Genomic DNA, 22,525 nt, shown 5'->3' on the forward strand with positions numbered 1-22,525 from the left:
ACAATGATCGTTCCCACGCTCCAGCGTGGGAACGATGAGTTGCTCAGGCGGCGTGGGTGGATTGTGCGTGGATTGCGCAAGTCGCCGGTTGCTCCGCCAACGGCACAAACGTACGGCGGTCGGCGGACAGTGCATCGACCGAGCCGGTCTCGATGTCATACACCCAGCCATGCAGATTCAGCAGGCCTTTCTCCTGAGCCAGACGCACGCTCGGGTGGGTCTGAATGTTCGCCAGTTGCGCGATCACGTTCTCGCGCACCATCGAACTCAATTTCGCCGCGTCATTGGCGTGCGGCCGCGCTTCGTTAACCACTTTCGCCGACTCGGCATGCTGCAGCCAGCCGCTGACCGCAGGTAAGTGATCCATGCATTTGCACTTCGCGATCGCGGTCATCGCGCCGCAGTCCGAATGCCCGCAGATCACAATGTCGGTCACCCCGAGCACCGCCACCGCATATTCAACCGTCGCCGAAACCCCGCCCGGATGCGGGCTGTAGGACGGCACGATATTGCCGGCGTTGCGGATCACGAACAGCTCGCCGGGTTCTTGTTGGGTCAGCAGTTCCGGCACGACACGGCTGTCGGAACAGGTGATGAACAAGGTGCCGGGCTGTTGCGTGGTCGCCAGGTGTTTGAACAATTCGGTGCGCTGCGGAAACGCTTCGCTCTGGAATTTCAGGAAGCCATCAATCAGGTTTTTCATGGTGTTGTCCTCTAGTTCGAGCAACCGCTGCCGAATTCGCTGTATTGAAGAATGTGTTTGTCGCCGTGGCTGTCCAGATACGTCATCTCCACCGGCACCACGCCACACACATCGGCAACCGGGGTAATGCTCAGCACTTGGGCGACGTCCAGCTGCATGCCGTAGCGGTAGGCAACCGCCTCGTCAGCGGCAAATGTCTGGACGGAAAAGCCGCCGAGCAGGGCCAGAATCAACAGGATTTTTTGCATGGGGCAGCCTCCAGATGTGTTTGGTGACGGGTAGCCATTTGAGGTCGGTTGGCCCGCACGCAGGGTGCGGGCCGATGTGGATCAGAACGGACGCAGGGGCAGGAACTTGCCGTCGAGGGTGACCACAGCGCGGGAGCCGCCTTCCGGGTCTTCGACTTTCTTGATGTCGAGTTTGAAGTTGATCGCGCTGATGATGCCGTCGCCGAACTGCTCGTGAACCAGCGCTTTGAGGGTGGTGCCGTAGATCTGGATCATCTCGTGGAAGCGGTAGATGGTCGGGTCGGTCGGTACGCCGCTGAGGCTGCCACGCAGCGGGATGATCTGCATTGCCGCGACGTCTTCAACGCTCAGTTCCAGCTTGTCGCCCACCACTTGGGCGGCGTTTTCCGGCAGTGGGTGCTGGCCGAGCAGGGCGGCGGTGACATACGCCAGGCTCAGGCCAGTGCCGTCAGCGAGATCCTGCCACGACAGATCTTTGCGTGCCTTGGCGTCGAGAACGCGGGTGGTCAGGGCCAGGCTGGTGTCGTTGTAGGCGTGGGACTGTTGCATGGTGTCACTCCTTTCAGGGTTGGCTTGCTGTGTGGGAGCAATCTTCTGCCGATTGATCCATAGCGTCCAAGACCGATATACAATGCTTCGCATAAGTCCTACCTATAGATGGGGTTTCCCATGCTGCTGCGACATTTGCGTTATCTGCTGGCCGTTGCCGATCACGGCGGCTTCACCCGTGCCGCCGAGGCGCTGCATGTGTCGCAGCCGACCTTGTCGCAACAGATCCGCCAACTGGAAGAATCCCTCGGGGTGAATCTGTTTGATCGCACCTCGCGCACGGTCAAACCCACCGATGCCGGCGAGGCTTACATCGAATGCGCGCGCCGGGTGCTGGTGGAACTGGAGGCGGGCAAACGTGCGCTGCACGACGTCAAGGATCTGTCTCGCGGAACGTTGCGTCTGGCGATGACACCGACGTTCATGGCGTATCTGGTCGGGCCGTTGGTGCGCGACTTTGCGGCGCGGTATCCGGGGATTCATTTACAGATATTCGAGTTGTCGATGGACGACATCGAGGCGGGGCTGGCGGATGACTCGCTGGATATTGCGATTGCGTTTACGCCGGTGCGTAACGCCGATATCGAGTGCATCCCGGCGTTTACCGAAACGTTGGGGATCATGGTTGGGCGGGAGCATCCGCTGTATGACAGCCACTCGGTGCTGACGCCGGAAGATATCGCGTCACTGGAGTTCGCTTTGCTGGCACCGGACTTCATCACGCGGTTATCGGTGGATGAATATTTTCGTCAGCACGGGATTACGCCTCAGGTGCGGATCGAGGTGAATTCGGTGAGTACGTTGCTGGAAGTGGTGCGTCATTCGCCGCTGGCGACGATGTTGCCGCAGGCGATTGCGACGGAGGATCGGGCGTTGCGCCGGTTGCGGGTGGAGAGCGAGGCGCCGCAGCGTGGGGCGGCGTTGTTGCGGCGGCGTAATAATTATCACAGTGCGGCGTCGGTGGCGTTTGTGGAATTGGTGTTGGGCATGGGAAGCCCCTCACCCTCACCCTAACCCTCCCGAAACGTCGGACCGCCCAGAGGGAGAGGGGACTGACCGAGGTGTTTGTGCGATTTACGCCGACCTGAGAAACCTGAGCCGAACTCTGGTTCTCAAAGCACCATAAACCGGCTCCCTCTCCCTCGGGAGAGGGCTGGGGTGAGGGCTACAATTCCAGTCACGCCAAATCAGTGAAAGTGAACAAAAAAAGGCCTGCTTTCTTCAAGGAAGCAGGCCTTTCAATTATTGAATGACTAACTCAGCAGAACCGATCAATCACCCGAACTTCATTCTTGTTCTGCATCGAATCCCACGCCTGTTTCAGCGTTTGCAAAACATTACCGATGAAGTCCTTGTCGGCCGCGGCTTTCTTGCCAACATAACCGTGGCCGCGACGGTACATCTTCAGGCGGGCCAGCAGGTTCTGATGGTTGCGGTCGAACTCGCCTTCGTCAGCATGGGTCGCCAGGCAGTCGATATGCACCTGACCCGACTTGCTGATCCACAGAATATGGCTGTCATGGCTGTCTTTTTGCGCAGCGAACATACGAGCCAGTTCTTCGATAGTAGGTTGATTGTTCAGATTCATGATATTGCCCCTTGACCAGTCTGGTGATCTTTCAAAGTTGATTCGCTAATACAGGTAGCCCATCGGTTAGTTGATCCCTGGCACCGAAACCAGGACGTCAGCGCTCGCCCGTGGAAAGTACGGGGTCGTGCATCTGTTGCATGTAGTCGTGTTGAATAACTGCTACGCAATAGCGTCACAACGAGGAGAAGCAGCGAAAACCGGGAGGCTCCTTGACGACATTTACCGTGTCGACCACAAGCGTCTTGAGAATTTTCGCCAGCGCTTCTCGTCCTTGTACTGGACGTTCAGGCCAGGTCAGCTTCTTCAATCTGCCTTGTGGGCAGCGTGTATCCGGAAAAAACAACTCGGCGGTCAGACGAGTTTGCTCAAGCGTGTTACTCGTGTTCCCGATCGGGGAACGTCTTCATCATGCAAAAGCAAAACGACGCCGTCAACGCTTTTGTAGTGATTATTTTTGTTCACTACATATTGTCGGACAAAGCTGTTTTGGAATGAGAAAGAATCCGTTCAGGCAACGGAAAAAGGCGTGCGCAGCACATAGAAGGTGCATGGATAACCGTCTACTTTGCGCTGCTCCAGGGTGAAGTGGCCGTCGCTCAATAACGGAATCAGTCTGGCCCAGAAGCGCTGGGCCGGCAGGTTGGCGTCGATATGGAAAATCTGCCATTGACCGGGGATCTGGCTCAAGAGGGCAGAGACGACAAATTGCGCGACGCCTTGGCCACGAAAGCGCCGGGCGATGAAGAAATAGCCAATGTTGTGTTCGGTACCGGCGACATGGGTTTCGTCATCGACGGTCACAAACCCGGCCAGTTCGCCGTCGACGCGAATCAGGAACGGTCGGGTGGCCGGATGGCGCCAGTAGTCAATTTTTGGCTGGATGGAGAAGAAACCATGATCAGCGAGCTTCAGCGGCAGCCATTCGCTGAAGTCGTACATGTAGAACTGCATGAGGTTTTCGATGATCTCCAGCTCATCGCGTTGAGCAGGGTGCAGTTCGATATTGGCCATGCGCCGGGTTCCTGAAAGTGATGAGCCTTGCAGAAACACTAGCGGGTTTTATTTGCTCGCCGGTTTCGCCGTGCGTTTGGTGGTGCCTGCGGATTTGCTGCGGGTCGATTTACGTTTCTTTTTCCACGGTGCCGAGGCTTTGCCGGCAGGGGGCGGGCCGCTGATGGTCAGGCTGAGGCTGGAGCAGCGCGCCACCTGTTTGCTCATCCACGCCGCTTGTTTGGTAACGAATTCTTCCAGGCTCATTTCGCCACTTTGCACCATGTCCAGTGCCTGCTCCCAGATCGCCGTGGTGCCGGGGTCGGCAATCGCGCGCGGCACCGCATCGATCAGGCTGAACGCGGCCGGGGTGGCGGCGAGGGCCTTGCCGTTTTTCACTAGATAACCACGGTCAATCAAGCCCTGAATAATCGAGGCGCGAGTAGCTTCGGTGCCGATCCCGGTGGTGTCCTTGAGCTTCTGTTTGAGCAGTGGATCCTCGACCAGTTTGGCGACGTTCTTCATCGCCTTGATCAGGTCACCTTCGGTGTAGGGCTTGGGCGGTTGCGTCCACAGGTCCTTGAGTTTCACCGACGCGATGGCGCATTCGACACCCTGGCTCAGGGCCGGCAAGGTTTGTGGCGCAGGGGCTTCGCGGCCCTTGGCCGCTGCCAGCGCTTCGGGCAGAGCACGCTTCCAGCCCGGTTCGATGATTTGCTTGCCGACCGCGCGCAGCGCTTCACCGGCGCAATCGAAGTCGGCCTGGGTGCGATCGTATTCATGATTAGGCAGGAATTGCGCCAGATAGCGTGCGCGGATCAGCGTGTAGACCGCACGGTGCTTGCCGCTCAAGCGTTCGAGATTCTTCGCCGCGGCGGTGGGAATGATGCCGTGGTGAGCGCTGACCTTGGCGTCATTCCACGCTCGGGAGCGGCGCTGGGAGTCGAGATGGCCTTGCAGTGCGTCAAGACTCGAGTCGGCCTGACGCAACGCGGCAAGAATCCCCGGCGCCTCACTGTGCTGGCTTAGCGGCAAGTAGCCGCAATCACTGCGCGGGTAAGTGATGACCTTGTAGGTTTCGTAGAGTGCCTGGGCGATGTCGAGGGTTTCCTGCGCGCCGAGGCCGAGTTTCTTCGAGCAGACTTCCTGCAAGGTGCCGAGATCGAAGGGCAGGGGCGCCACTTCGCGCATGCGCTCGGTTTTCAGTTTAACCACCCGGGCACTGGCCGCGCCGTTGATCGCCGCTGCCGCTTGTTGGGCCAGCGCCTGATTGAGGCAGCGCTCCTGATCATCACAGACATCCGGTGGCGCACGCCACTGCGCGGTAAACGGAATGCCGTTGTGCAGCAGATCGACATCGATCGCCCAGAATGGCACCGGCACGAAATCGGCGATGCTGCGGTCGCGATCCACCACCAGTCGCAAGGTCGGCGTCTGTACCCGGCCTACCGGCAACACGCCTTGATAACCCGATTGTCGCCCGAGCAGGGTGAACAGCCGGCTCATGTTCATGCCGATCAGCCAGTCCGCCCGCGAGCGGCCCAGCGCCGAGTGATACAGGCTGAATGTTTCGGCCCCCGGTTTCAGTGCGGCCAGGGCTTTGCGGATCGAGGCTTCGTCCAGCGCCGACAGCCACAAGCGGCGGATCGGACCGCGATAACGACAGTGCTCAACCAGTTCCCGGGCGATCATCTCGCCCTCACGGTCGGCGTCGGTGGCGATGATCAGTTCGCTGGCTTCACCCAGCAGGCGTTTGACCGCTTTGTACTGGCTGGCCGTGCGCGGCTTGACGGTCATTTTCCACTTGTCTGGAATGATCGGCAGATCGGCCAGCACCCAGCGCTTGTAGCGGGCGTCATAGGCATCCGGCGGGGCGGTTTCGAGCAAATGGCCAATGCACCAGGTTACCGTGACGTCCGTTCCCAGCCAGCAGCCGTCGCCCCGACGCCTGGCGCCGAGCACGGCCGCAATGTCTTTGGCCTGGGAGGGTTTTTCACAGAGGTACAGCCGCATAACCACCATCGTCGATCAAGGTCGGAACAGGTGCACAGAATGGCCGGACTTGGCGTCAGGGGCAACTTTTATCTGTATGGATATACAGATAAAAACCATTGCAGCAGGTGACGGGTAATACAGGGACGCAGGCAGGGCTATCGAGAAATTGATTAGCGCCCGGTTTGCGCCTGTGTCAGGTTTTTCGCCGATTCAAGCACGCGAGTGACAGGACGATCTCGCCAGAAGATCGCCGTGGTCTGTCGACACTGACTACTCAGAAACAAGGAAGTCCATCATGGCTCAAGCCAAATCGAAAACCAGCAGCGCCTTCGACGAAATCGATACCTTCAGCCACCTGTATGACCGTGGCGTCGGGCTGGTAAACGGCAAACCCTCATTCACCGCCGACCAGGCCGCTGACGAAATCCTGCGCAAAGGCCTGTCGTGGGGCGACAAGAACGCTGACGGCAAGATCGGCCTCAGTTACACCTTCCTGACCGAGAAACCGGCGAACTACAACGTCAAACTGGGCAACTTCAGCGAGTTCAGCGCCCAGCAAAAAGCTCAGGCCGTGCTGGCCATGCAATCCTGGGCCGACGTTGCCAACGTTACCTTCACTGAAGGCAAGGGCGGCGATGGCCACATGACCTTCGGCAACTACGATGTCAGCACCGGTGGCGCAGCGTTCGCTTACCTGCCGAGCGGCGGCAGCTATGACGGCCAGTCGTGGTACTTGATCAACGATCAGTATCAGGTCAACAAAACCCCGGACACCAACAACTACGGGCGCCAGACCCTGACCCACGAGATCGGCCATACCCTCGGCCTGTCGCACCCGGGCGCCTACAACGCCGGTAACGGTAACCCGACTTACAAAGACGCGACATATGCCGAAGACACTCGCGGCTACAGCCTGATGAGCTACTGGAGTGAAGCCAACACCGAGCAGAATTTCAGCAAGGACGGCAGCGGCGCGTACGCTTCGGCGCCATTGCTGGACGATATCGTTGCGGTGCAGAAACTGTATGGCGCCAACTACGCAACCCGCGCCGATGACACCACGTACGGTTTCAACTCCAACGCCGAGCGCGACTTTTACAGCGCCACTTCGGCATCCTCCAAAGTGGTGTTTTCAGTGTGGGATGGCGGTGGTAATGACACGCTGGATTTCTCCGGTTTCAGCCAGAACCAGAAGATCAACCTCAATGAAGGTTCGTTCTCTGATGTCGGTGGCCTGGTCGGCAACGTGTCGATTGCTTATGGTGTGACCGTGGAGAATGCGCTGGGCGGTTCGGGCAATGACCTGCTGATCGGCAATGCGGCCGCCAACGACCTGTTTGGCGGTGCCGGTAATGACATCCTTTACGGTGGTGGCGGTGGCGACACCTTGTGGGGCGGTGCCGGCGCAGACACTTTCGTGTTCGGTGCCGCCAGCGATTCGACCATGACTGCGCCGGACTGGATCATGGATTTCACCAGCGGCCTGGACAAGATCGACCTGTCGGGTATCGCCGGTTTCGCCACGGGCACGGCGTCGCTGAACTTCGTCAGCGGTTTCACCGGGCATGCGGGCGACGCTATTCTGACCTACTTCGCGCAGACCAATCAGACCAGCCTGATGGTTGACCTGACGGGGCAGGGTTCGGTGGACTTTGCTGTGGGTGTGGTGGGGCAGGCGGTGGCGACTGATATTGTTGCGTGATGCCTGAAGAGCGGCCCTCACCCTAACCCTCTCCCAGTGGGAGAGGGGACCGATTGGGGGATATTGGCGAAATTCACCGACTTGAACGATTGGCTTTGAATCCATAATCGACTCGATTTTTCAGGTCGATGGATTTCGCCAGACAACTCGGTCAGTTCCCTCTCCCTCCGGGAGAGGGCTAGGGTGAGGGGCTTTTGAAGTTGATGGGCCGTTCAGCTGTAAATCCACCCCAACCAGAACCGATGGGCTATACCTGAACCGGTCTCTTCGCCGTATTCAGGAGAACCCCATGAAAAGCTCCGGCCCCAGTCCCGTCATTGCGCTCGAACAACTTCCCGGCTGCCTGATCGTTAAATTCCACGGCATCCAGGTCGCCGCGTCCTCCCACGTATTGATCCTCAACGAAGCCAACTACCCGCCGGTCTATTACATCCCCCGCGAAGACATCGACGAAAAGTATTTCGCTCGCACTGACCACACCAGTTACTGCCCGTACAAGGGCGACGCCAACTACTTCAGCTTGCAGGTGCCGGGACATGAAGGCGCGAATGCGGTGTGGACGTATGAGAATCCGAAAGTGTCAGTAGCGCCAATTCGCGACTACGTGGCGTTTTATCCGGATCAGGTGAAGTTCGAGGTGATCAAGGCTGATGCCTGAGCAAAAAAAACGGCGAGGGTAAAAGCCCTCGCCGATATTTGTCTGGTTGAGTTTCAGTTCTTGTCGAGATCGATATTCTTCGTCTCACGCAAACAGATCATCCCCACCACCAGGCTCACCCCGGTGATCAACACCGGATACCACAGCCCATAAAAGATGTCCCCGGTGTACACCACCAGCGCAAACGACACCGTCGGCAGGAACCCGCCAAACCAGCCGTTGCCGATGTGGTACGGCAGCGACATCGAGGTGTAGCGAATGCGCGTCGGGAACAGTTCGACCATCAGCGCCGCCAACGGGCCGTAGCACATGGCCGAGATGATGATCAGCGCCACGATCAGGGCAACGATCATCGGTTTGTTGATCTGCTGCAGATCGGCCTGTTGCGGGTAGCCGGCGAGGGTGATCGCGCCGCGCAGGGCGGCTTCATCGAAGCCATCGAGTTTGACGTCGCCAACACTCACTTGCACGGCGCTGCCAGCAGGCGCAGCGGCGCTGGAGTAGGGCAGGCCTTGCTTGACCAGGAAGGTTTTGACCTTGTCGCACGGGCTGTCGAATTTGGCTTTGCCGACCGGGTCGAACTGGAAGGTGCAAGTCGCCGGATCCGCCAGCACGGTGATCGGTGCCTGACGGCTGGCCTGATCGATCGCCGGGTTGGCGTAGTGCGCCAGGGATTTAAAGATTGGGAAGTACAGCGCCGTGGCCAGCAGCAAGCCGAGCATCAGCACTGGTTTACGGCCGACCTTGTCCGACAGCCAGCCGAAAAAGATGAAGAACGGTGCGCCGATGACCACGCTGATGATCAGCAAGGTGTTGGCCACCGCCGGGTCCATTTTCAGGAACTGGGTGAGGAAGAACAGCACGTAGAACTGCGCCGCGTAGAAGGTCACCGCTTGGCCGGCGTTGATGCTGAACAGGGCGATCAGCACGACTTTGAGGTTCTCCCATTTACCGAAGGATTCGCGGATCGGCGCCTTCGAGGTTTTGCCTTCCTCTTTCATTTTCAGGTACGCCGGCGACTCGTGCAGGCTCAGGCGGATCCAGGTGGAAATGCCCAGCAGCACGATCGACAGCAGGAACGGAATGCGCCAGCCCCACACTTCAAACTGATCGCCGGTGAAGTAGCGGCAACCGAGTACCACCAATAGCGACAACAGCAGGCCGAGGGTAGCGGTGGATTGAATCCAACTGGTGTGGAAGCCGCGTTTGCCAATCGGTGCGTGCTCGGCCACATAGGTTGCAGCGCCGCCGTATTCACCGCCAAGTGCCAGACCCTGAAGCATGCGCAGCAGCACCAGAATGATCGGCGCGGCGATGCCGATGCTGGCGTAAGTCGGCAGCAGGCCGACGCAGAACGTCGCCACGCCCATCAGAATGATCGTCGCGAGAAAGGTGTATTTGCGCCCGATCATGTCCCCCAACCGACCGAACACCAGCGCCCCGAACGGCCGCACGATAAAGCCAGCGGCGAAGGCCATCAGCGCAAAGATGAACGCCGTGGTGTCGTTGACCCCGGCGAAAAACTGCTTGCTGATCACCGCCGCGAGGGCGCCGTAGAGGAAGAAGTCATACCACTCGAACACCGTTCCCAGTGATGAGGCGAAGATGACTTTGCGTGTATCCGGGCTGGTCTCCGCGCTGCGCACGGCGTCCAGCGGCTGAACGTGTTCTGACATATCGGTATCCCTCACAGTGATTGTTTTTGTTGTTCCACTGGTGTTGCGTGTCCGGGTGATGCCTTGGATTAAACGCGGTCCCTTGTAGGAGCTGCCGCAGGCTGCGATCTTTTGATCTTGCTTTTGATCTGGAAAATCCAAAGTCAAAAGATCGCAGCCTTCGGCAGCTCCTACAGGGTTTGGGCCAGCTCCAATTTCGCGGTGCTGCTCCTGGTGTTGGGGCTGAGGATCAGTTGTGCCGCTTTCTCGGCAATCATCAGCGTAGGCGAACACGTGTTACCCGAGGTGATGCGCGGCATGATCGACGCATCAGCGATGCGTAAACCTGGCACGCCGTGAACGCGCAGCTGTGCGTCGACCACCGCATCACCGTCATTGCCCATGCGACAGGTGCCGACCGGGTGGAAAATCGTCGTGCCGATTTTCGCTGCTGCTTCCTGTAACTCTTCTTCACTCTGCAGGTTGGCGCCCGGCAGGTACTCAACCGGTTTGAACCCTTGCAGGGCAGGCGCGCTGACGATGCGTCGGGTCAGGCGAATGGCATCTGCCGCCACGCGCAGATCTTCAGGATGACTGAGATAGTTGGGCTGAATCAGTGGCGCCTCCTGCGGATCCTCCGAACGAATATCGATCCGTCCACGACTCTGCGGACGCAGATCGCACACCGAAGCGGTAAACGCCGGAAAGCTGTGCAACGGCTCGCCAAAACGCTCCAGCGACAGGGGCTGCACGTGGTACTCAAGATTCGCCGAGGTCTGCTCCGGCCCCGAACGCGCAAACGCGCCCAACTGACTCGGCGCCATCGACAGCGGCCCGCTACGGTCATACAGATAACGCAGGCCCATGCCCATCTTGCCCCACACGCTGCCGGCGATCTGGTTCAGCGTGCGTGCGTTTTCCAGTTTGTAGATCAGGCGCAGTTGCAGGTGATCCTGCAGGTTGCCGCCGACGCCCGGCAGCTCATGAATCACGCCGATGCCCAAGCGTTCGAGCAACGGCCGTGGGCCAATTCCGGAGCGCTGCAGAATGCTCGGCGAGCCGACAGCACCGGCGCACAAGACAATCTCTTTGCGTGCCTTGAACTGTTTGACCTGACCTTCATGACGCGCGCTGACTTTTGAAGCGCGACCGTCTTCGAGCAGAACCCGATCCACCTCAACCCCGGTCAGCACCGTCAGATTCGCCCGGTCACGCACCGGTTTCAAAAAAGCCTTCGCCGCGTTCCAGCGCACACCGGATTTCTGATTGACCTGGAAGTAGCCGCAACCTTCGTTGTCGCCCTGATTGAAGTCATCGATGCTGGCGATGCCACTTTGCTCGGCGGCACTGCGAAACGCATCCAGAATCGGCCACGACAGTCGTTGTTGTTCAACGCGCCATTCACCCTTGGCACCGTGAAATTCAGCATCCCCGGCAAAATGATTTTCGCTTTGCTTGAACAGCGGCAGCACGTCATTCCAGGCCCAGCCCGGATTGCCCTCGGCTGCCCAGCCATCGTAATCGTTGGCCTGGCCGCGCATGTAGATCATGCCGTTGATGGAAGAACAGCCGCCCAACACTTTACCGCGCGGATAACTCAGCGCGCGGCCGTTGAGGCCCGGTTGTTCTTCAGTCTTGAAGCACCAGTCGGTGCGCGGGTTACCGATGCAGAACAGGTAACCGACAGGAATGTGAATCCACGCATAGTTGTCGCGCCCGCCGGCTTCAAGCAACAGCACACGCTGCTGCGGATCCGCCGACAGCCGATTGGCCAGCAAACACCCGGCAGGGCCGGCGCCGACCACGATGTAGTCGTATTCATCGAGGGAAGTCTGCATTCCCTGACCTCGCTTTTTGTTTTTATTGTCGGACACTCTAGTTGTTAGCTTTCGTCAAAAGAATGTTAGTTTTTGCGCAGCCGCTGTGCGTTTTCAAACAGCCTGCATAGACCATAGCTGACAAGGACACGCCATGTTCGACTGGAACGACCTGCGGTTTTTTCTCGAACTGCAACGCAGCGGTCGGCTGCTCACCGCCGCCCGCCGCCTCAACACCACCCACGCCACCGTCGCCCGCCACATCGAAGCCATCGAAAAAAGCCTCGGCACCGCGCTGTTCGTCCAGCACGCGCAAGGCTACGAAATGACCCCGGCGGGGGAGGCGTTGCTTAAACATGCCGAAGCGATGGAAAACGTTGCGTTGCTGGCGCAGGAAGAAATCACCCAATCCACTGCGCCACTGGGCAAGATTCGTGTCGGCGTCACCGAAGGGCTGGGCATCAAGTTTCTCGCCAGTCGCATGATTGGCTTGTTCGAGCGTTATCCGGGGCTGGAAGTGGAACTGGTCGCGGTGCCGCGCTTTGTCAGCATCCTCAACCGTGAGGCGGAAATCAGCATTCATCTGGAGCGCCCGGCGGCGGACATGCTGGTGACGCGCAAACTCACGGACTATCGACTCGCGTTGTACGCCAGCCAAAGTTATCTCGATAAGGCGCCGCCACTGCACAGCCGCGAAGACCTCGGGCGGCATGCGTGGATCGGCTATGTCGATGACTTGCTGTTCAGCCAGGAACTGATGTTTCTCAACAGCTTCTGTCGCAGCCCTCGGGTTGTGTTTCACAGCACCAGTGTCATTGCGCAGCAGGAAGCGGCGCGGTCGGGATTGGGCATTGCAGTGCTGCCTTGCTACATGGCCGAGTCGGATCCCGATCTGGTGCCGTTGCTGCCGGATGAAAGCATCGAGCGCAGTTATTGGATCAGCACGCGGCGCGAGTTGCACAAGTCGGTGCGGCTGCGGGTGGTCTGGGATTATGTGGTGGGGTTGTGTGAGGCGGAGCAGGGGCTTTTACGCGGTTAAACCAGCCGCATCCAAATCCCCCTGTGGGAGCGAGCCTGCTCGCGAAAGCGGTGTATCTGATACGCAAATCTCGCCTGACCCACCGCCTTCGCGAGCAGGCTCGCTCCCACAGGGGTATGCGCATATCACCCGAGATGGGTGTTATTTCCGGGTTGATAAATATATGGATATCCGTATATTCGAATTTCCATATGTGCTGAGCCCCTCCCATGATCACCCCCACCGAAGTCTTCAAGAGCCTCGCCGACGAAACCCGCGTTCGCGCCATGCTGCTCATTTCCGATCAAGGTGAGCTGTGCGTCTGCGAGCTGATGTGTGCACTCGGCGACAGCCAGCCGAAAATCAGCCGCCACCTCGCGCAATTGCGCAGCAATGGTTTGCTGCTTGATCGCCGTCAGGGCCAGTGGGTCTATTACCGTCTCAACCCGGAGCTGCCGGCGTGGGTGCGCGAAATCCTGCAAGTGACGTCCAAAGCCAATGCCGATTGGCTCAAGGACAATGCCGCCCGCCTGCAGAACATGGACGGTCGTCCCGTCCGTGAAACCGCCTGCTGCTGAGGAAGCAAGAAAACCATGCGAATTCTGTTTATGTGCACGGCCAACAGCTGCCGCAGCATCCTCTCTGAAGCCATGTTCAATCATCTGGCGCGCCCCGGATTCGAGGCCGTGAGTTCCGGAAGTTTCCCCAAGGGCCAAGTGTTGCCACGCAGCCTGTCGACGTTGCAACAGGCCGGCATTGCCATCGATGGCTTGTATAGCAAAGGCAATGACGCGTTCGAAGACAATCCGCCAGACATTGTCATCACCGTCTGTGACAAGGCCGCCGGTGAGAGCTGCCCGGTGTACTTCGGCCCTGCGCTCAAAGCCCATTGGGGCCTGGCAGATCCCTCGGATGTGATCGGCGACGATGCCGCCGTGGACGCGGCGTTTGCTGCCACGCTGGCGATCATCGAGCGGCGCTGCGCGACCTTTCTCGGCCTGCCATTCAAATCACTCAACCGCGCTGAACTCCAGCGTGAGCTGGATCGTATCGGCTCCCTCTGAGCTGGAGGACATATGTCAGAACAACTGCCCAATCTTGATCATTCGCTGTTCGAAGGCTTACAGACGTCTTCTTTGGATCAACACAAACCACGCATCCTGCTGCTCTACGGCTCGACCCGCGAACGCTCGTTCAGCCGTTTGCTGGTAGAGGAGGCCGCGCGCCTGCTCGAACACTTCGGCGCCGAAGCGCGGATCTTCAACCCGTCCGGTTTGCCGCTGCCCGACGACGTTCCGGTCGACCATCCCAAGGTGCAGGAACTGCGCGATCTGGTGCTGTGGTCGGAAGGCCAGGTCTGGTGCTCACCCGAACGCCATGGCGCGATGTCCGCCGTGTTCAAGGCGCAGATCGACTGGATCCCGCTGGAACTCGGCGCCGTGCGTCCGACCCAAGGCAAAACCCTGGCCGTGATGCAGGTCTGCGGCGGTTCGCAGTCGTTCAACGTGGTCAACCAGTTGCGCGTGTTGGGGCGCTGGATGCGCATGTTCACCATCCCCAACCAATCCTCGGTGCCGAAGGCCTATATGGAGTTCGACGATAACGGGCGGATGAAACCGTCGCCGTTTTATGATCGTGTTGTGGATGTGACGGAAGAGTTGGTGAAGTTCACCGTGCTGCTGCGCGATCAACAGGCGCATCTGGTCGACCGCTACTCCGAGCGCAAGGAAAGTGCCGAGCAATTGATGGCGCGGGTGAATCAGCGTTCGATCTGAGGCTGTCCCTCGGCGAGGGACGGCAGACTCAACTCTGCGGCGGCTCGCGGGTGCTGTGTTGCGAAGCGGGTCAGACATCGACAAGGTGGCGCGCAGGCCGCCCTCAGCGCGGTTCACCAGGGGGATTCGCCCACCCAACTGCGTGGCGATGCTGTTGATGATCTTGGCTGACACACCGCCTTCGCGAGCAAACCCGCTCCCACAGGTTTTTTCTGGTGTTTTCGAGCAACCGACACTTCAGGTTTTGCGTCTGCCTGCCGATGAAATCTGCACGATTTCAACGGATGCCATTCATGAACAAGGTTGTTGCTGTACTGGCGCTTACTGCCCTCGTTGCAGGCTGCAAATCCCACCATCGCCCCAATTTTGCGGGCGATGAATTCCCCAGCTTTCGTTGTGCGGCGTACTTCAAGCAAGCGTCGATCAGTGAGCAGCAGTTCGACGAGATCCGCTATCTCAGCACCCAGAACGCCAACTGCAAGGTGATCCTCGGTGAGATGTACGAGCAGGGACATGGCGTGCCGAAAAACATCGAGAAGGCCAAAGACATCTATGAGTCGGTGGCCCGACGTGCGCCGAATGTCTACAGCCGACTGGGCGATATGGCGGCAGCCGGTGTCGGCGGGCCGGTCGATCTGGTGGCTGCCCGGGACTTTTATGAGCGCTCAATCGCGGAACCCGGCAATACCGCAATGGAGCTCAAAGTCGCCGAGTTTCTGGAGAACGGCAAAGGCGGCCCGCAAGACCTTCAGGGGGCGCTGAAGCTGTATTTCAAAGCCGACTCATGGGACAACCTCCAACGCCTGCGCAGCAAAGGCGTGGTGATGACGATCGAACAACAACAGCAGTACAACAAGGTTTATCTCAACCGGATGCAGTATGGCGTCAGGGCGAAGATTGACGGTATCGAGAAGGCTCTGGCGCGAGAAAAGCTGTCGACCCCCGAGCGCAAGTCGGTGCAGCTGGAACTGACTTACACCCCCGGCTCGTTGGTGCCAGCGATCGCCTTGCGGCAAAGTTGCGGTAACAGTGTCATCGACCAAAAAGTCATGCAGGGCTTTAGCGATTACCGATACCCCGGCGCACCGATCCTTTCGCCGGAGCAGAAAAACCACACGACTGTCGCCAGCGTCAGGACCGATGGGCTGACCGATAGAGAACGACTCAGAGCGCTAACGAAAAAATAAGCGGTGCCGTGTCGCCCGAACTGATCGGCGGGCCACTTGCCGGAACAGCGTCTCGCGTCCACTCTATGACGTGCCGACAAGGAGCGTCCGCCGACCCTCCGTCGTGACCACAGGGAGCTTGCAGCATGAGCGAAGACAACAAGGTAAAAGGCCCGGCGTCGTACTTCCCCTCCATCGAGAAAAAATACGGCCAGCCCATCGATCACTGGCTGAACCTGCTCGCCGGCATCACCGACAAGAAGCACATGGAACTGGTGGCTTGGCTCAAGGACGAACACGGCATGGGCCACGGTCATGCCAACGCCTTGGTTGCGCATCATCTGGCGGGTAAAAAGTGAGGGCAGGGCAGCGATGAATTTCTCCCACCGGCCAGTGACGGCCGACGACGTCAACACCCTCTGCAGCTTTCCGCAAGGCGAACAAGAGCTGTTCTTCATGTTCCCGAAAGCCAACTTCCCGCTGACGGAAGAACAGATGCACAGCGCAATCAGCCAACGCTTCGACTCCACGGCTTTCCTGGCCAACGGCGAGTTCGTCGGCTTCGCCAACTTCTACCGCGCTGAGCACGATGGCATCTGCTGTATCGGCAACGTCATCGTCGCGCCCTACGCCCGAGGCCAGGGTGTTGCGCGGTACATTGTCGAGACCATGACCGCATTGGGTTTCGAAAAGTACCGGGCCAAGGAAGTGCAACTGTCCTGCTTCAACGAAAACACCGCAGGCCTGCTGCTCTACCCGAAACTTGGCTTCGTGCCGTTTTCCATCGAAGAGCGCCCGGCACCGAATGGTGGACGATCCGCCCTCATCAACATGACACGCCACCGACCCTAACCATCCCCTAATCCCTGTGGGAGCCCCATGCCAAACAAAAAAACCTGTGGGAGCGAGCCTGCTCGCGAAGACGCCAGCCCAACCGCCACACAACCCACTGACCCACCCAAAATCCCAAGGCTTCGATCATGTCAGACCCCACCCCACGCCTGATCTACAGACGCCCAAAACAAGCAGACCTACCCACCGTATTCGCGATTTTCAGCGACCCACAAACCAACCAATTCAACCCCGCCGGCCCCATGACCGACATCGCCCAGGCCGACGCCCTGCTAAATCGCTGGCTACAACACTGGACAACCCACGGCTACGGATGGTGGACAATCAGCAGCACCCAAGCCCCCGAAAAAATCCTCGGATTCGCCGGCATCGCTGCCCATGACTATCTGGGGAAAACAGTCATCAACCTAGGCTACCGCTTCGCCGTCGAAGCGTGGGGCCACGGCTACGCAACAGAAGCCGCCCAAACCGCGCTGACCCACGCATTCGAACACCTCGGCTTACCCGAAGTCTTCGGACTGGTCAGACCCGACCACATCGCCTCAATCCGCGTCCTGGAAAAGATCGGCATGCAGCGCTTCGGCGATCTAGACGACGTCCCAGGCAAAGCCCCCAGCCTCGTATTCCGCATCCAGCGACATGACGCCTAACCCGCATTACCCAGTGGGAGCGAGCCTGCTCGCGAAGACGCCAGCCCAGCCCAACCACAATCCCCTGTAGGAGTGAGCCTGCTCGCGATAACGTCAGCCCAGCCACCACCAACCCCAACCCAACCACATAACCCTGTGGGAGCTAGCCTGCTAGCGAAGGCGCCAACCCGGTCACCGCAAATCCCGAACCCACCACAAATCCCCTGTGGGAGCGAGCCTGCTCGCGAAGACGCCCACCCAGTCACCCCATCAACCACTGACCGGAATAAACAGTAAAAACCACCACTGTTTAAACCAAGCCTCAAGTAATCACCGAAACCCTACAACGCCTTGCGCCGTTACCTACGACTAAGCCAGAATCCGCCGGCTTGTGCGTCTAGGTCGCGGGTTCTATCGTCTGTCGGTCGCTGAAAAACAGCGATCGGGTTTGGTAGCCCTGAGTTTTCGTAGATTGCATAAGCATCATGATTCGCAGTGTCTGTTCGACACGGCTTTATGGTGGTCATGCACAGGGCGTCTTCGGGCGCGCCGGTTTTCTACGTCCCGGTCTACCAACCTGCGCATGGCCGCCACCCTCGTTTGGTAGCGAGAGTGATGGCTCCTTTTTTTGACGTAGGAGTTTCATCAATGATCAAACCAACACCCAACCCACCCGAAACCGACCCAACATCCCCCTACGAATCCCCCGACTCCAAGCGATTCCACGAAGCCGCCGAACGTGCCCTCGACCACTACCTCAAACCCGCCAGCCAAATCATGGCCAGCGCCCACCAACCCGAACGCATGTACCTCGCCAACCCGAAGTACAACAGCGAATCCCTGCTCGCCAACGCCAGCGAAACCCTCGGCTCCGCCAGCGAAATGCTCCTCAACTTCGCCGCCATGCTCGACACCCCCCACCGCAAAACCGCACTGGGCATCGCCCAGGTCGTGATGCTCGGCGAAATCGCCGTCAATCAAGCGCTGGATAACGTCGAGTTGAAAGGATAGGTCGTAAGCCCGCTGTGGCGAATTTGTAACCGTCGCCACAGCGGGTTTTGCCGTTAGCAATAAGAAGTATCGCTTCCTAGTCTTTAGTTACGCTGTGGTTGTTGCTTCGTCAGTTCTTCTATTTCTATATCAGGAGGCGGTTGTTTTTTTACCGGGTGTGTCTTCAGTCTTATCTCTCCTGTAACTTTTGCTAGTCTCAAGGCGATTGCTGCTCCGAGAAAAATAGATGCTGCGTATTTTATTAGATCGAAAACTTCCTCGAAGTGTCTATAGGTGGATTTTACTTTTTCGATTGAGTCAGCTTGTATTATGTGTTTGGCGTATTCTTGATTCAGTTCGTCAAATCTTTCTTTGATCAAAGGGTTTTTGTATCTAACTATTCCGTCATTTTGCTCGGAAAAGTAACGTATTATCTTTAAATCAATTTGCGTTTTTGTCGGCTCATCAGGTCTGATTTTTTTAAACTCATCGCACGCTACAGACAGTTCGTTGGAAATAGTATTCATGACTTTATCTGCATTGATCGTTGAAGGCTGTTGGCAAATTGGCGGGTCACTGAGTCTCGCAGCAGCCATGTTGAGATTTTGGCTGGTGAGTCGGCCGAGGCTTTCTTCCATATTTATAGTGGATTGATTAATAGCGGTTCCAGCCTGAATTATCTGGATGACGAATCCAAATGCTCCAATTGTAATCCACCAATAATCAGCTTTTTTCCAGCCAATATCATCCAGGCGCATAGAAAGGTACTTTGTTCCCTTTACAAGTAGCCAATAGAAAATTATATACAGAAAGGCGATACTACTTACGATGATCCATGCAATTGATCCCATTTGCATGATCGGGTCATACTCCATGACACTGCTCCCGTGTTTTTCAGATATTCGACATTTCTCCTTATCGGCAGAGAATTAATTTGCTAGAGGTTGATGTTTGTAAAGTGGGTACTATCACTAAATTTTGCGCTTAATGCCTATATTTAAAAACCTGAAGTACGACAATCAGTCCATCCTGGTTAACGCCAAGTGAAATCCCTGCCACAGCAATTTTCTCAACGAGGCTGGCAAACGGCCACGGCTTGCGCCCCCCAGCCTCGGCTGTCACCCTTCGGGCCGTTCTCAAGGATCAGAACCAGGAATCACGGATGAGTGGCTACGTACCCAACCCCCCGAAAAACTACCGCTACGAAGAAGCCAAACCCGTCGATATTCATGCCCAGCGTTGGGCGGAATATGAGAAACACGGGAAAGAACCTGCGCGCGAACCTGAGAAAATCGGGATTGCGTTGAGGATTGGGGTTTTCTTTGATGGCACTGGGAATAATGCGAATAACACGGCGGCTGGATTGCTGTGTGGGGCGCAGCATCCGATTGCGCCGGAGGATATTCCTGCCAGTTGTCAGCCCTATATGAAGGATCCGGACAGCAGCTACGCCAATAGCACCTCCAATGTTCAGAAACTGAGCGAACTGTACTTCGCACCTCAAAGGGCTGAAGGGGATAGTTCGCAGAAGCAAGCGTTCCGGATGATTTACATCGAGGGAATAGGAACTGAGTCAGGCAAAAAGGACAGTACGTTAGGTGGAGGTACTGGCCGAGGCGAAACAGGCGTGGCAGGCCGTGTTCAGCTGTCGTTTGCGGAGATCAAAACCCGTATCAAGGACGTGCTGGATAACAATCCCAATAGTGAAATTACGTCCCTGACTTTTGATACATTCGGCTTCAGCCGTGGTGCTGCTGCCGCAAGACACTTTGCTAACGAGGTCGTACGTGGAAAGCAGGGGCCACTCGGGGAAGTGTTGCGCAGCAATGCCAACGCCCTCAGCCGCACCTTCATCGAAGAGTACAAAAGCAGCATCAACATGGGTTTTATTGGCCTTTTTGATACGGTGCCCTCCATTGCTGGCTGGTCGAATCTGGGGGACATCAAAAGTCCCATCGCAACAGGAATCAAACTTTACCTCGACCGCCGCTTCTTCACTGATGTGGTGCAGTTATCCGCGCGTGACGAATATCGGGTTAACTTCGCTCTGAGCCGCGTTAAAGCGGATCACTTGGAAATAACTCTGCCCGGGGTTCATTCCGACATCGGCGGTGGCTACCGCGATGAAGTCCAAGAGTGCGTGCTCGTCAGTCCGATGCAAACGCTTGAAGTGTCGCAATTTACTGATGTCTCCACTACGTCTATCTACCGTGATGCCGTGACGGTGAAGGGGCAGTGGCTCGCAAAAGGATGGCCAGCAGAGATGCTGGAGATCGTTACGCCTGAAGCGCTTCTACTGCCAGTTGATCCGCGGGATCGGCTCAGCCCGCGCATGAAGCGCGTATATGCCGCAGTGCAACTGAAACGTCCTGTGAGTGGCTTGCTCTCCAGGGTATATCTACGAGTGATGTACCGATTGGCAAAAGAGAAGGGTGTTCGGTTTCAAGACATTCCTGATACGCCTGAGTTGGCAGTGCCCGCGGAGCTTCAAGCGCTGTGTGATCGATTTCTAGCGGGTAGTTACGACACCTCAATCCAAGAAGACCAATTGCTGAAGCTGAAGTACATTCACATGTCTGCAAATTGGAACCATCCTCTCGGGCGCAGAGATGGCAGTGGCGTCCGTGCCGTTTACATCAATGCCCCGACGCCGGACTCGATACGCGTACAACACCCTCATGTAGCTGACTGGAAACTTTGGTGATGAAAGTACTTTTTACCCTGCTATGCGCGCTGTTCATTACTGGGTGCCAGTCTGCGGATCCACTTTCAGCAAAAAATGACCCGAAATCCGAGTGGTGGGAGTTGGCGTTTACCGAGCCCGACTATATGAAAGTCTGGGTAGAGAACAGTTCTGTTCAAGACATTAACGGCAGGATTTTCTACAAAACCGGCGGCGGCACCGCTGCGGGGGGAGAGCCTGAAGATGGAACAGAGTCCGCCCGAGGTTGGACAGGTGGGGTAGGCGGCAGCGGAAGGAGAGTGGTGGGAGCAGATTTGCCTGTTCGCATCTGGGTCCGTTGGCAATCGATTGTCGAACAGAAAACGTGGCAGGCATGGGTAGAAATCCCAGAGAAAGCCAGGCAGTTGATGGTGGCGTCCGTCAATCAGCGTTGCCCGCAGACGCCTGATCAGGAAGCGAGATTTATGGCGTCGGTTTATTTAGGGTTGGCCCCCGGTGGTGTTGTGCAGGTTTGGGTAAGAGACTCTTGCCACCACCCGGTCAAAGTCGCTAGAGCGCAGGCTGAAATTGAGCCGCTGGGGCCGAGCCAAGGTAAGAACGAAGGGCGTTACGCTTATCCTGTGAGTGAAAAGGCAAAGCGGTATATCGATAAATATGGCATTCCATATGGAAGTTGGTAGTCGTGACACTTAACTGAATGGATCTTTTGTAATGAACGCAAGGATTGCGCTGCTGGGCGCTTTATTGTTGTCTGGCTGCCAAATCGGAGGCCCAGAAACCGGCGAAAATGACCCTAAATATCCATGGTGGGAATTAGTGTTCGTTCAGCCGAATTACATGAAGGTCTGGGTAGAGGACAGCTCCGTCCAAGACATCAATGACAGAATTTTCTTTCGCGCTGGCAAGAGCACTGCTGCTAGCGGTGAACCCGATTTCAGCACAGAGTCTGCTCGTGGTTGGGGGGCAGTATCGGGGACCGGGAGACCTGTGACGGGCGCTGATCTTCCAAAACAGATCTTTGTCCGCTGGCAATCCATAACAGAGCAAAAAACCTATCAAGGTTTCATCGAAATTCCGGAAGAGGGCAGGCAATTGATGGTGAAGTCAACACACCAGCGTTGCCCGGAAACACCGGAGAAAACCGCTCGGTTTATGGCGTCGCTCTACGTGGGTCTCGCTCCGGGCGGCGTACTCCAAGCATGGGTTAGAGATTCATGTCGAAATCCGGTTGAGGTCGCCCGAGGTCAAGGAGGGATAGAAGTTTTGGGGCCGGAACAAGGGAAGCACGGTGGTCGTTATGCCTATCCGGTAAGTGAGAAGGCTAAGCGATATGTGGAAAAGTACGGCATTCCGTATGGAAGCTGGTAGGAGGCGGGCAGAAGATACTGCCGGCCAGCCGTATACGAAGGATCGCCTCCGAAACAAAACTTACGGTAGGCGCAGATTCAGATCAAACAAGCCGAAATCTCACCCGGCCGCGAAAAATTAGCCCATTAGTACTCGC

At 57.4% G+C, this 22,525-nt stretch carries 24 protein-coding genes; 15 read left to right on the top strand and 9 right to left on the bottom strand.

The features are described from left to right. Positions 1-43 precede the first annotated feature (43 nt). From ACZ0A4_RS06165 to cynS, 3 genes are all read right to left on the bottom strand, one after another. Positions 44-703: a carbonic anhydrase gene (locus ACZ0A4_RS06165; RefSeq protein WP_463573594.1), complete on the bottom strand. Its 660-nt coding sequence runs from the start codon at positions 701-703 to the stop codon at positions 44-46. An 11-nt stretch (positions 704-714) separates the two neighbouring features. Then, entirely contained in the window at positions 715-951 is a 237-nt protein-coding gene (locus tag ACZ0A4_RS06170; RefSeq protein ID WP_463573596.1) for a DUF2790 domain-containing protein, read from the bottom strand. Between the two features lie 81 nt (positions 952-1,032). After that, positions 1,033-1,500, bottom strand: coding sequence for a cyanase (gene cynS, locus ACZ0A4_RS06175; protein WP_129392419.1), 468 nt, complete (start codon positions 1,498-1,500; stop codon positions 1,033-1,035). 120 nt (positions 1,501-1,620) lie between these two features. On the opposite strand from cynS, the gene cynR reads away from it, so the two are divergent. Continuing rightward, positions 1,621-2,514: a transcriptional regulator CynR gene (gene cynR, locus ACZ0A4_RS06180; protein ID WP_463573598.1), complete on the top strand. Its 894-nt coding sequence runs from the start codon at positions 1,621-1,623 to the stop codon at positions 2,512-2,514. A gap of 244 nt (positions 2,515-2,758) precedes the next feature. Here the strand turns inward: cynR and ACZ0A4_RS06185 are convergent, their stop codons facing one another. The 3 genes from ACZ0A4_RS06185 to ACZ0A4_RS06195 all read right to left on the bottom strand — a co-directional run bounded on the left by ACZ0A4_RS06185 (position 2,759) and on the right by ACZ0A4_RS06195 (position 6,094). Further along, positions 2,759-3,088: a hypothetical protein gene (locus ACZ0A4_RS06185; RefSeq protein WP_463573599.1), complete on the bottom strand. Its 330-nt coding sequence runs from the start codon at positions 3,086-3,088 to the stop codon at positions 2,759-2,761. A gap of 510 nt (positions 3,089-3,598) precedes the next feature. Next, positions 3,599-4,102, bottom strand: a complete 504-nt coding sequence (locus ACZ0A4_RS06190; protein ID WP_463573601.1) for a GNAT family N-acetyltransferase — start codon at positions 4,100-4,102, stop codon at positions 3,599-3,601. Between the two features lie 48 nt (positions 4,103-4,150). After that, a complete protein-coding gene (locus ACZ0A4_RS06195) occupies positions 4,151-6,094 on the bottom strand; it encodes a DNA topoisomerase III (protein ID WP_463573603.1) in 1,944 nt (647 codons plus the stop codon). A 277-nt stretch (positions 6,095-6,371) separates the two neighbouring features. Between ACZ0A4_RS06195 and ACZ0A4_RS06200 the strand changes: the two genes are divergently transcribed. After that, positions 6,372-7,778 (top strand): serralysin family metalloprotease, encoded by a 1,407-nt coding sequence (locus ACZ0A4_RS06200; protein WP_463573604.1) that lies wholly within the window; start codon positions 6,372-6,374, stop codon positions 7,776-7,778. Between the two features lie 289 nt (positions 7,779-8,067). Next, positions 8,068-8,436: a DUF427 domain-containing protein gene (locus ACZ0A4_RS06205; RefSeq protein WP_463573606.1), complete on the top strand. Its 369-nt coding sequence runs from the start codon at positions 8,068-8,070 to the stop codon at positions 8,434-8,436. 53 nt (positions 8,437-8,489) lie between these two features. Here ACZ0A4_RS06205 and ACZ0A4_RS06210 read toward each other — a convergent pair whose 3' ends face one another. Continuing rightward, positions 8,490-10,112, bottom strand: a complete 1,623-nt coding sequence (locus ACZ0A4_RS06210) for an MFS transporter (RefSeq protein WP_016982967.1) — start codon at positions 10,110-10,112, stop codon at positions 8,490-8,492. 170 nt (positions 10,113-10,282) lie between these two features. Further along, complete coding sequence (locus ACZ0A4_RS06215) at positions 10,283-11,929, bottom strand: GMC family oxidoreductase (protein ID WP_463573607.1); 1,647 nt, start codon at positions 11,927-11,929, stop codon at positions 10,283-10,285. A gap of 133 nt (positions 11,930-12,062) precedes the next feature. On the opposite strand from ACZ0A4_RS06215, the gene ACZ0A4_RS06220 reads away from it, so the two are divergent. The 9 genes from ACZ0A4_RS06220 (at position 12,063) to ACZ0A4_RS06260 (ending at position 18,359) form a co-directional block, all read left to right on the top strand. Next, positions 12,063-12,947: a LysR family transcriptional regulator gene (locus ACZ0A4_RS06220; protein WP_463573608.1), complete on the top strand. Its 885-nt coding sequence runs from the start codon at positions 12,063-12,065 to the stop codon at positions 12,945-12,947. 209 nt (positions 12,948-13,156) lie between these two features. After that, a complete protein-coding gene (locus ACZ0A4_RS06225) occupies positions 13,157-13,504 on the top strand; it encodes a metalloregulator ArsR/SmtB family transcription factor (protein WP_463573609.1) in 348 nt (115 codons plus the stop codon). A 15-nt stretch (positions 13,505-13,519) separates the two neighbouring features. After that, a complete protein-coding gene (locus ACZ0A4_RS06230) occupies positions 13,520-13,990 on the top strand; it encodes an arsenate reductase ArsC (RefSeq protein WP_463573611.1) in 471 nt (156 codons plus the stop codon). Between the two features lie 12 nt (positions 13,991-14,002). Beyond that, positions 14,003-14,701 carry an arsenical resistance protein ArsH gene (gene arsH, locus ACZ0A4_RS06235; RefSeq protein WP_463573612.1) on the top strand — a complete coding sequence of 233 codons (699 nt, stop codon included), beginning with the start codon at positions 14,003-14,005 and terminating at the stop codon, positions 14,699-14,701. Positions 14,702-14,916: 215 nt separating this feature from the next. Beyond that, positions 14,917-15,888 (top strand): tetratricopeptide repeat protein, encoded by a 972-nt coding sequence (locus tag ACZ0A4_RS06240; RefSeq protein WP_463573613.1) that lies wholly within the window; start codon positions 14,917-14,919, stop codon positions 15,886-15,888. A 125-nt stretch (positions 15,889-16,013) separates the two neighbouring features. Then, positions 16,014-16,226 (top strand): DUF4287 domain-containing protein, encoded by a 213-nt coding sequence (locus ACZ0A4_RS06245; RefSeq protein WP_128615608.1) that lies wholly within the window; start codon positions 16,014-16,016, stop codon positions 16,224-16,226. 13 nt (positions 16,227-16,239) lie between these two features. Continuing rightward, positions 16,240-16,719, top strand: a complete 480-nt coding sequence (locus ACZ0A4_RS06250; RefSeq protein ID WP_463573615.1) for a GNAT family N-acetyltransferase — start codon at positions 16,240-16,242, stop codon at positions 16,717-16,719. A gap of 128 nt (positions 16,720-16,847) precedes the next feature. Then, the gene (locus tag ACZ0A4_RS06255; RefSeq protein ID WP_463573617.1) at positions 16,848-17,369 is read left to right on the top strand and encodes a GNAT family N-acetyltransferase; all 522 of its coding nucleotides are present in this window, start codon (positions 16,848-16,850) and stop codon (positions 17,367-17,369) included. 627 nt (positions 17,370-17,996) lie between these two features. After that, positions 17,997-18,359, top strand: coding sequence for a DUF6124 family protein (locus ACZ0A4_RS06260; protein WP_463573619.1), 363 nt, complete (start codon positions 17,997-17,999; stop codon positions 18,357-18,359). An 83-nt stretch (positions 18,360-18,442) separates the two neighbouring features. On the opposite strand, the gene ACZ0A4_RS06265 is transcribed toward ACZ0A4_RS06260, so the two are convergent. Next, complete coding sequence (locus ACZ0A4_RS06265) at positions 18,443-19,213, bottom strand: hypothetical protein (RefSeq protein WP_463573621.1); 771 nt, start codon at positions 19,211-19,213, stop codon at positions 18,443-18,445. A 287-nt stretch (positions 19,214-19,500) separates the two neighbouring features. Between ACZ0A4_RS06265 and ACZ0A4_RS06270 the strand changes: the two genes are divergently transcribed. From ACZ0A4_RS06270 to ACZ0A4_RS06280, 3 genes are read left to right on the top strand one after another with little or no spacing between them, the layout of a single operon-like run. Continuing rightward, positions 19,501-21,042 (top strand): DUF2235 domain-containing protein, encoded by a 1,542-nt coding sequence (locus ACZ0A4_RS06270; RefSeq protein WP_463573623.1) that lies wholly within the window; start codon positions 19,501-19,503, stop codon positions 21,040-21,042. Then, positions 21,042-21,701: a DUF2931 family protein gene (locus ACZ0A4_RS06275; protein WP_463573625.1), complete on the top strand. Its 660-nt coding sequence runs from the start codon at positions 21,042-21,044 to the stop codon at positions 21,699-21,701. The genes ACZ0A4_RS06270 and ACZ0A4_RS06275 overlap by 1 nt, the downstream gene beginning before the upstream one ends. Positions 21,702-21,732: 31 nt before the next feature. Then, positions 21,733-22,389, top strand: a complete 657-nt coding sequence (locus ACZ0A4_RS06280) for a DUF2931 family protein (protein ID WP_463573627.1) — start codon at positions 21,733-21,735, stop codon at positions 22,387-22,389. Positions 22,390-22,525 lie beyond the last annotated feature (136 nt).

Source organism: Pseudomonas sp. AC172 (assembly GCF_979258595.1).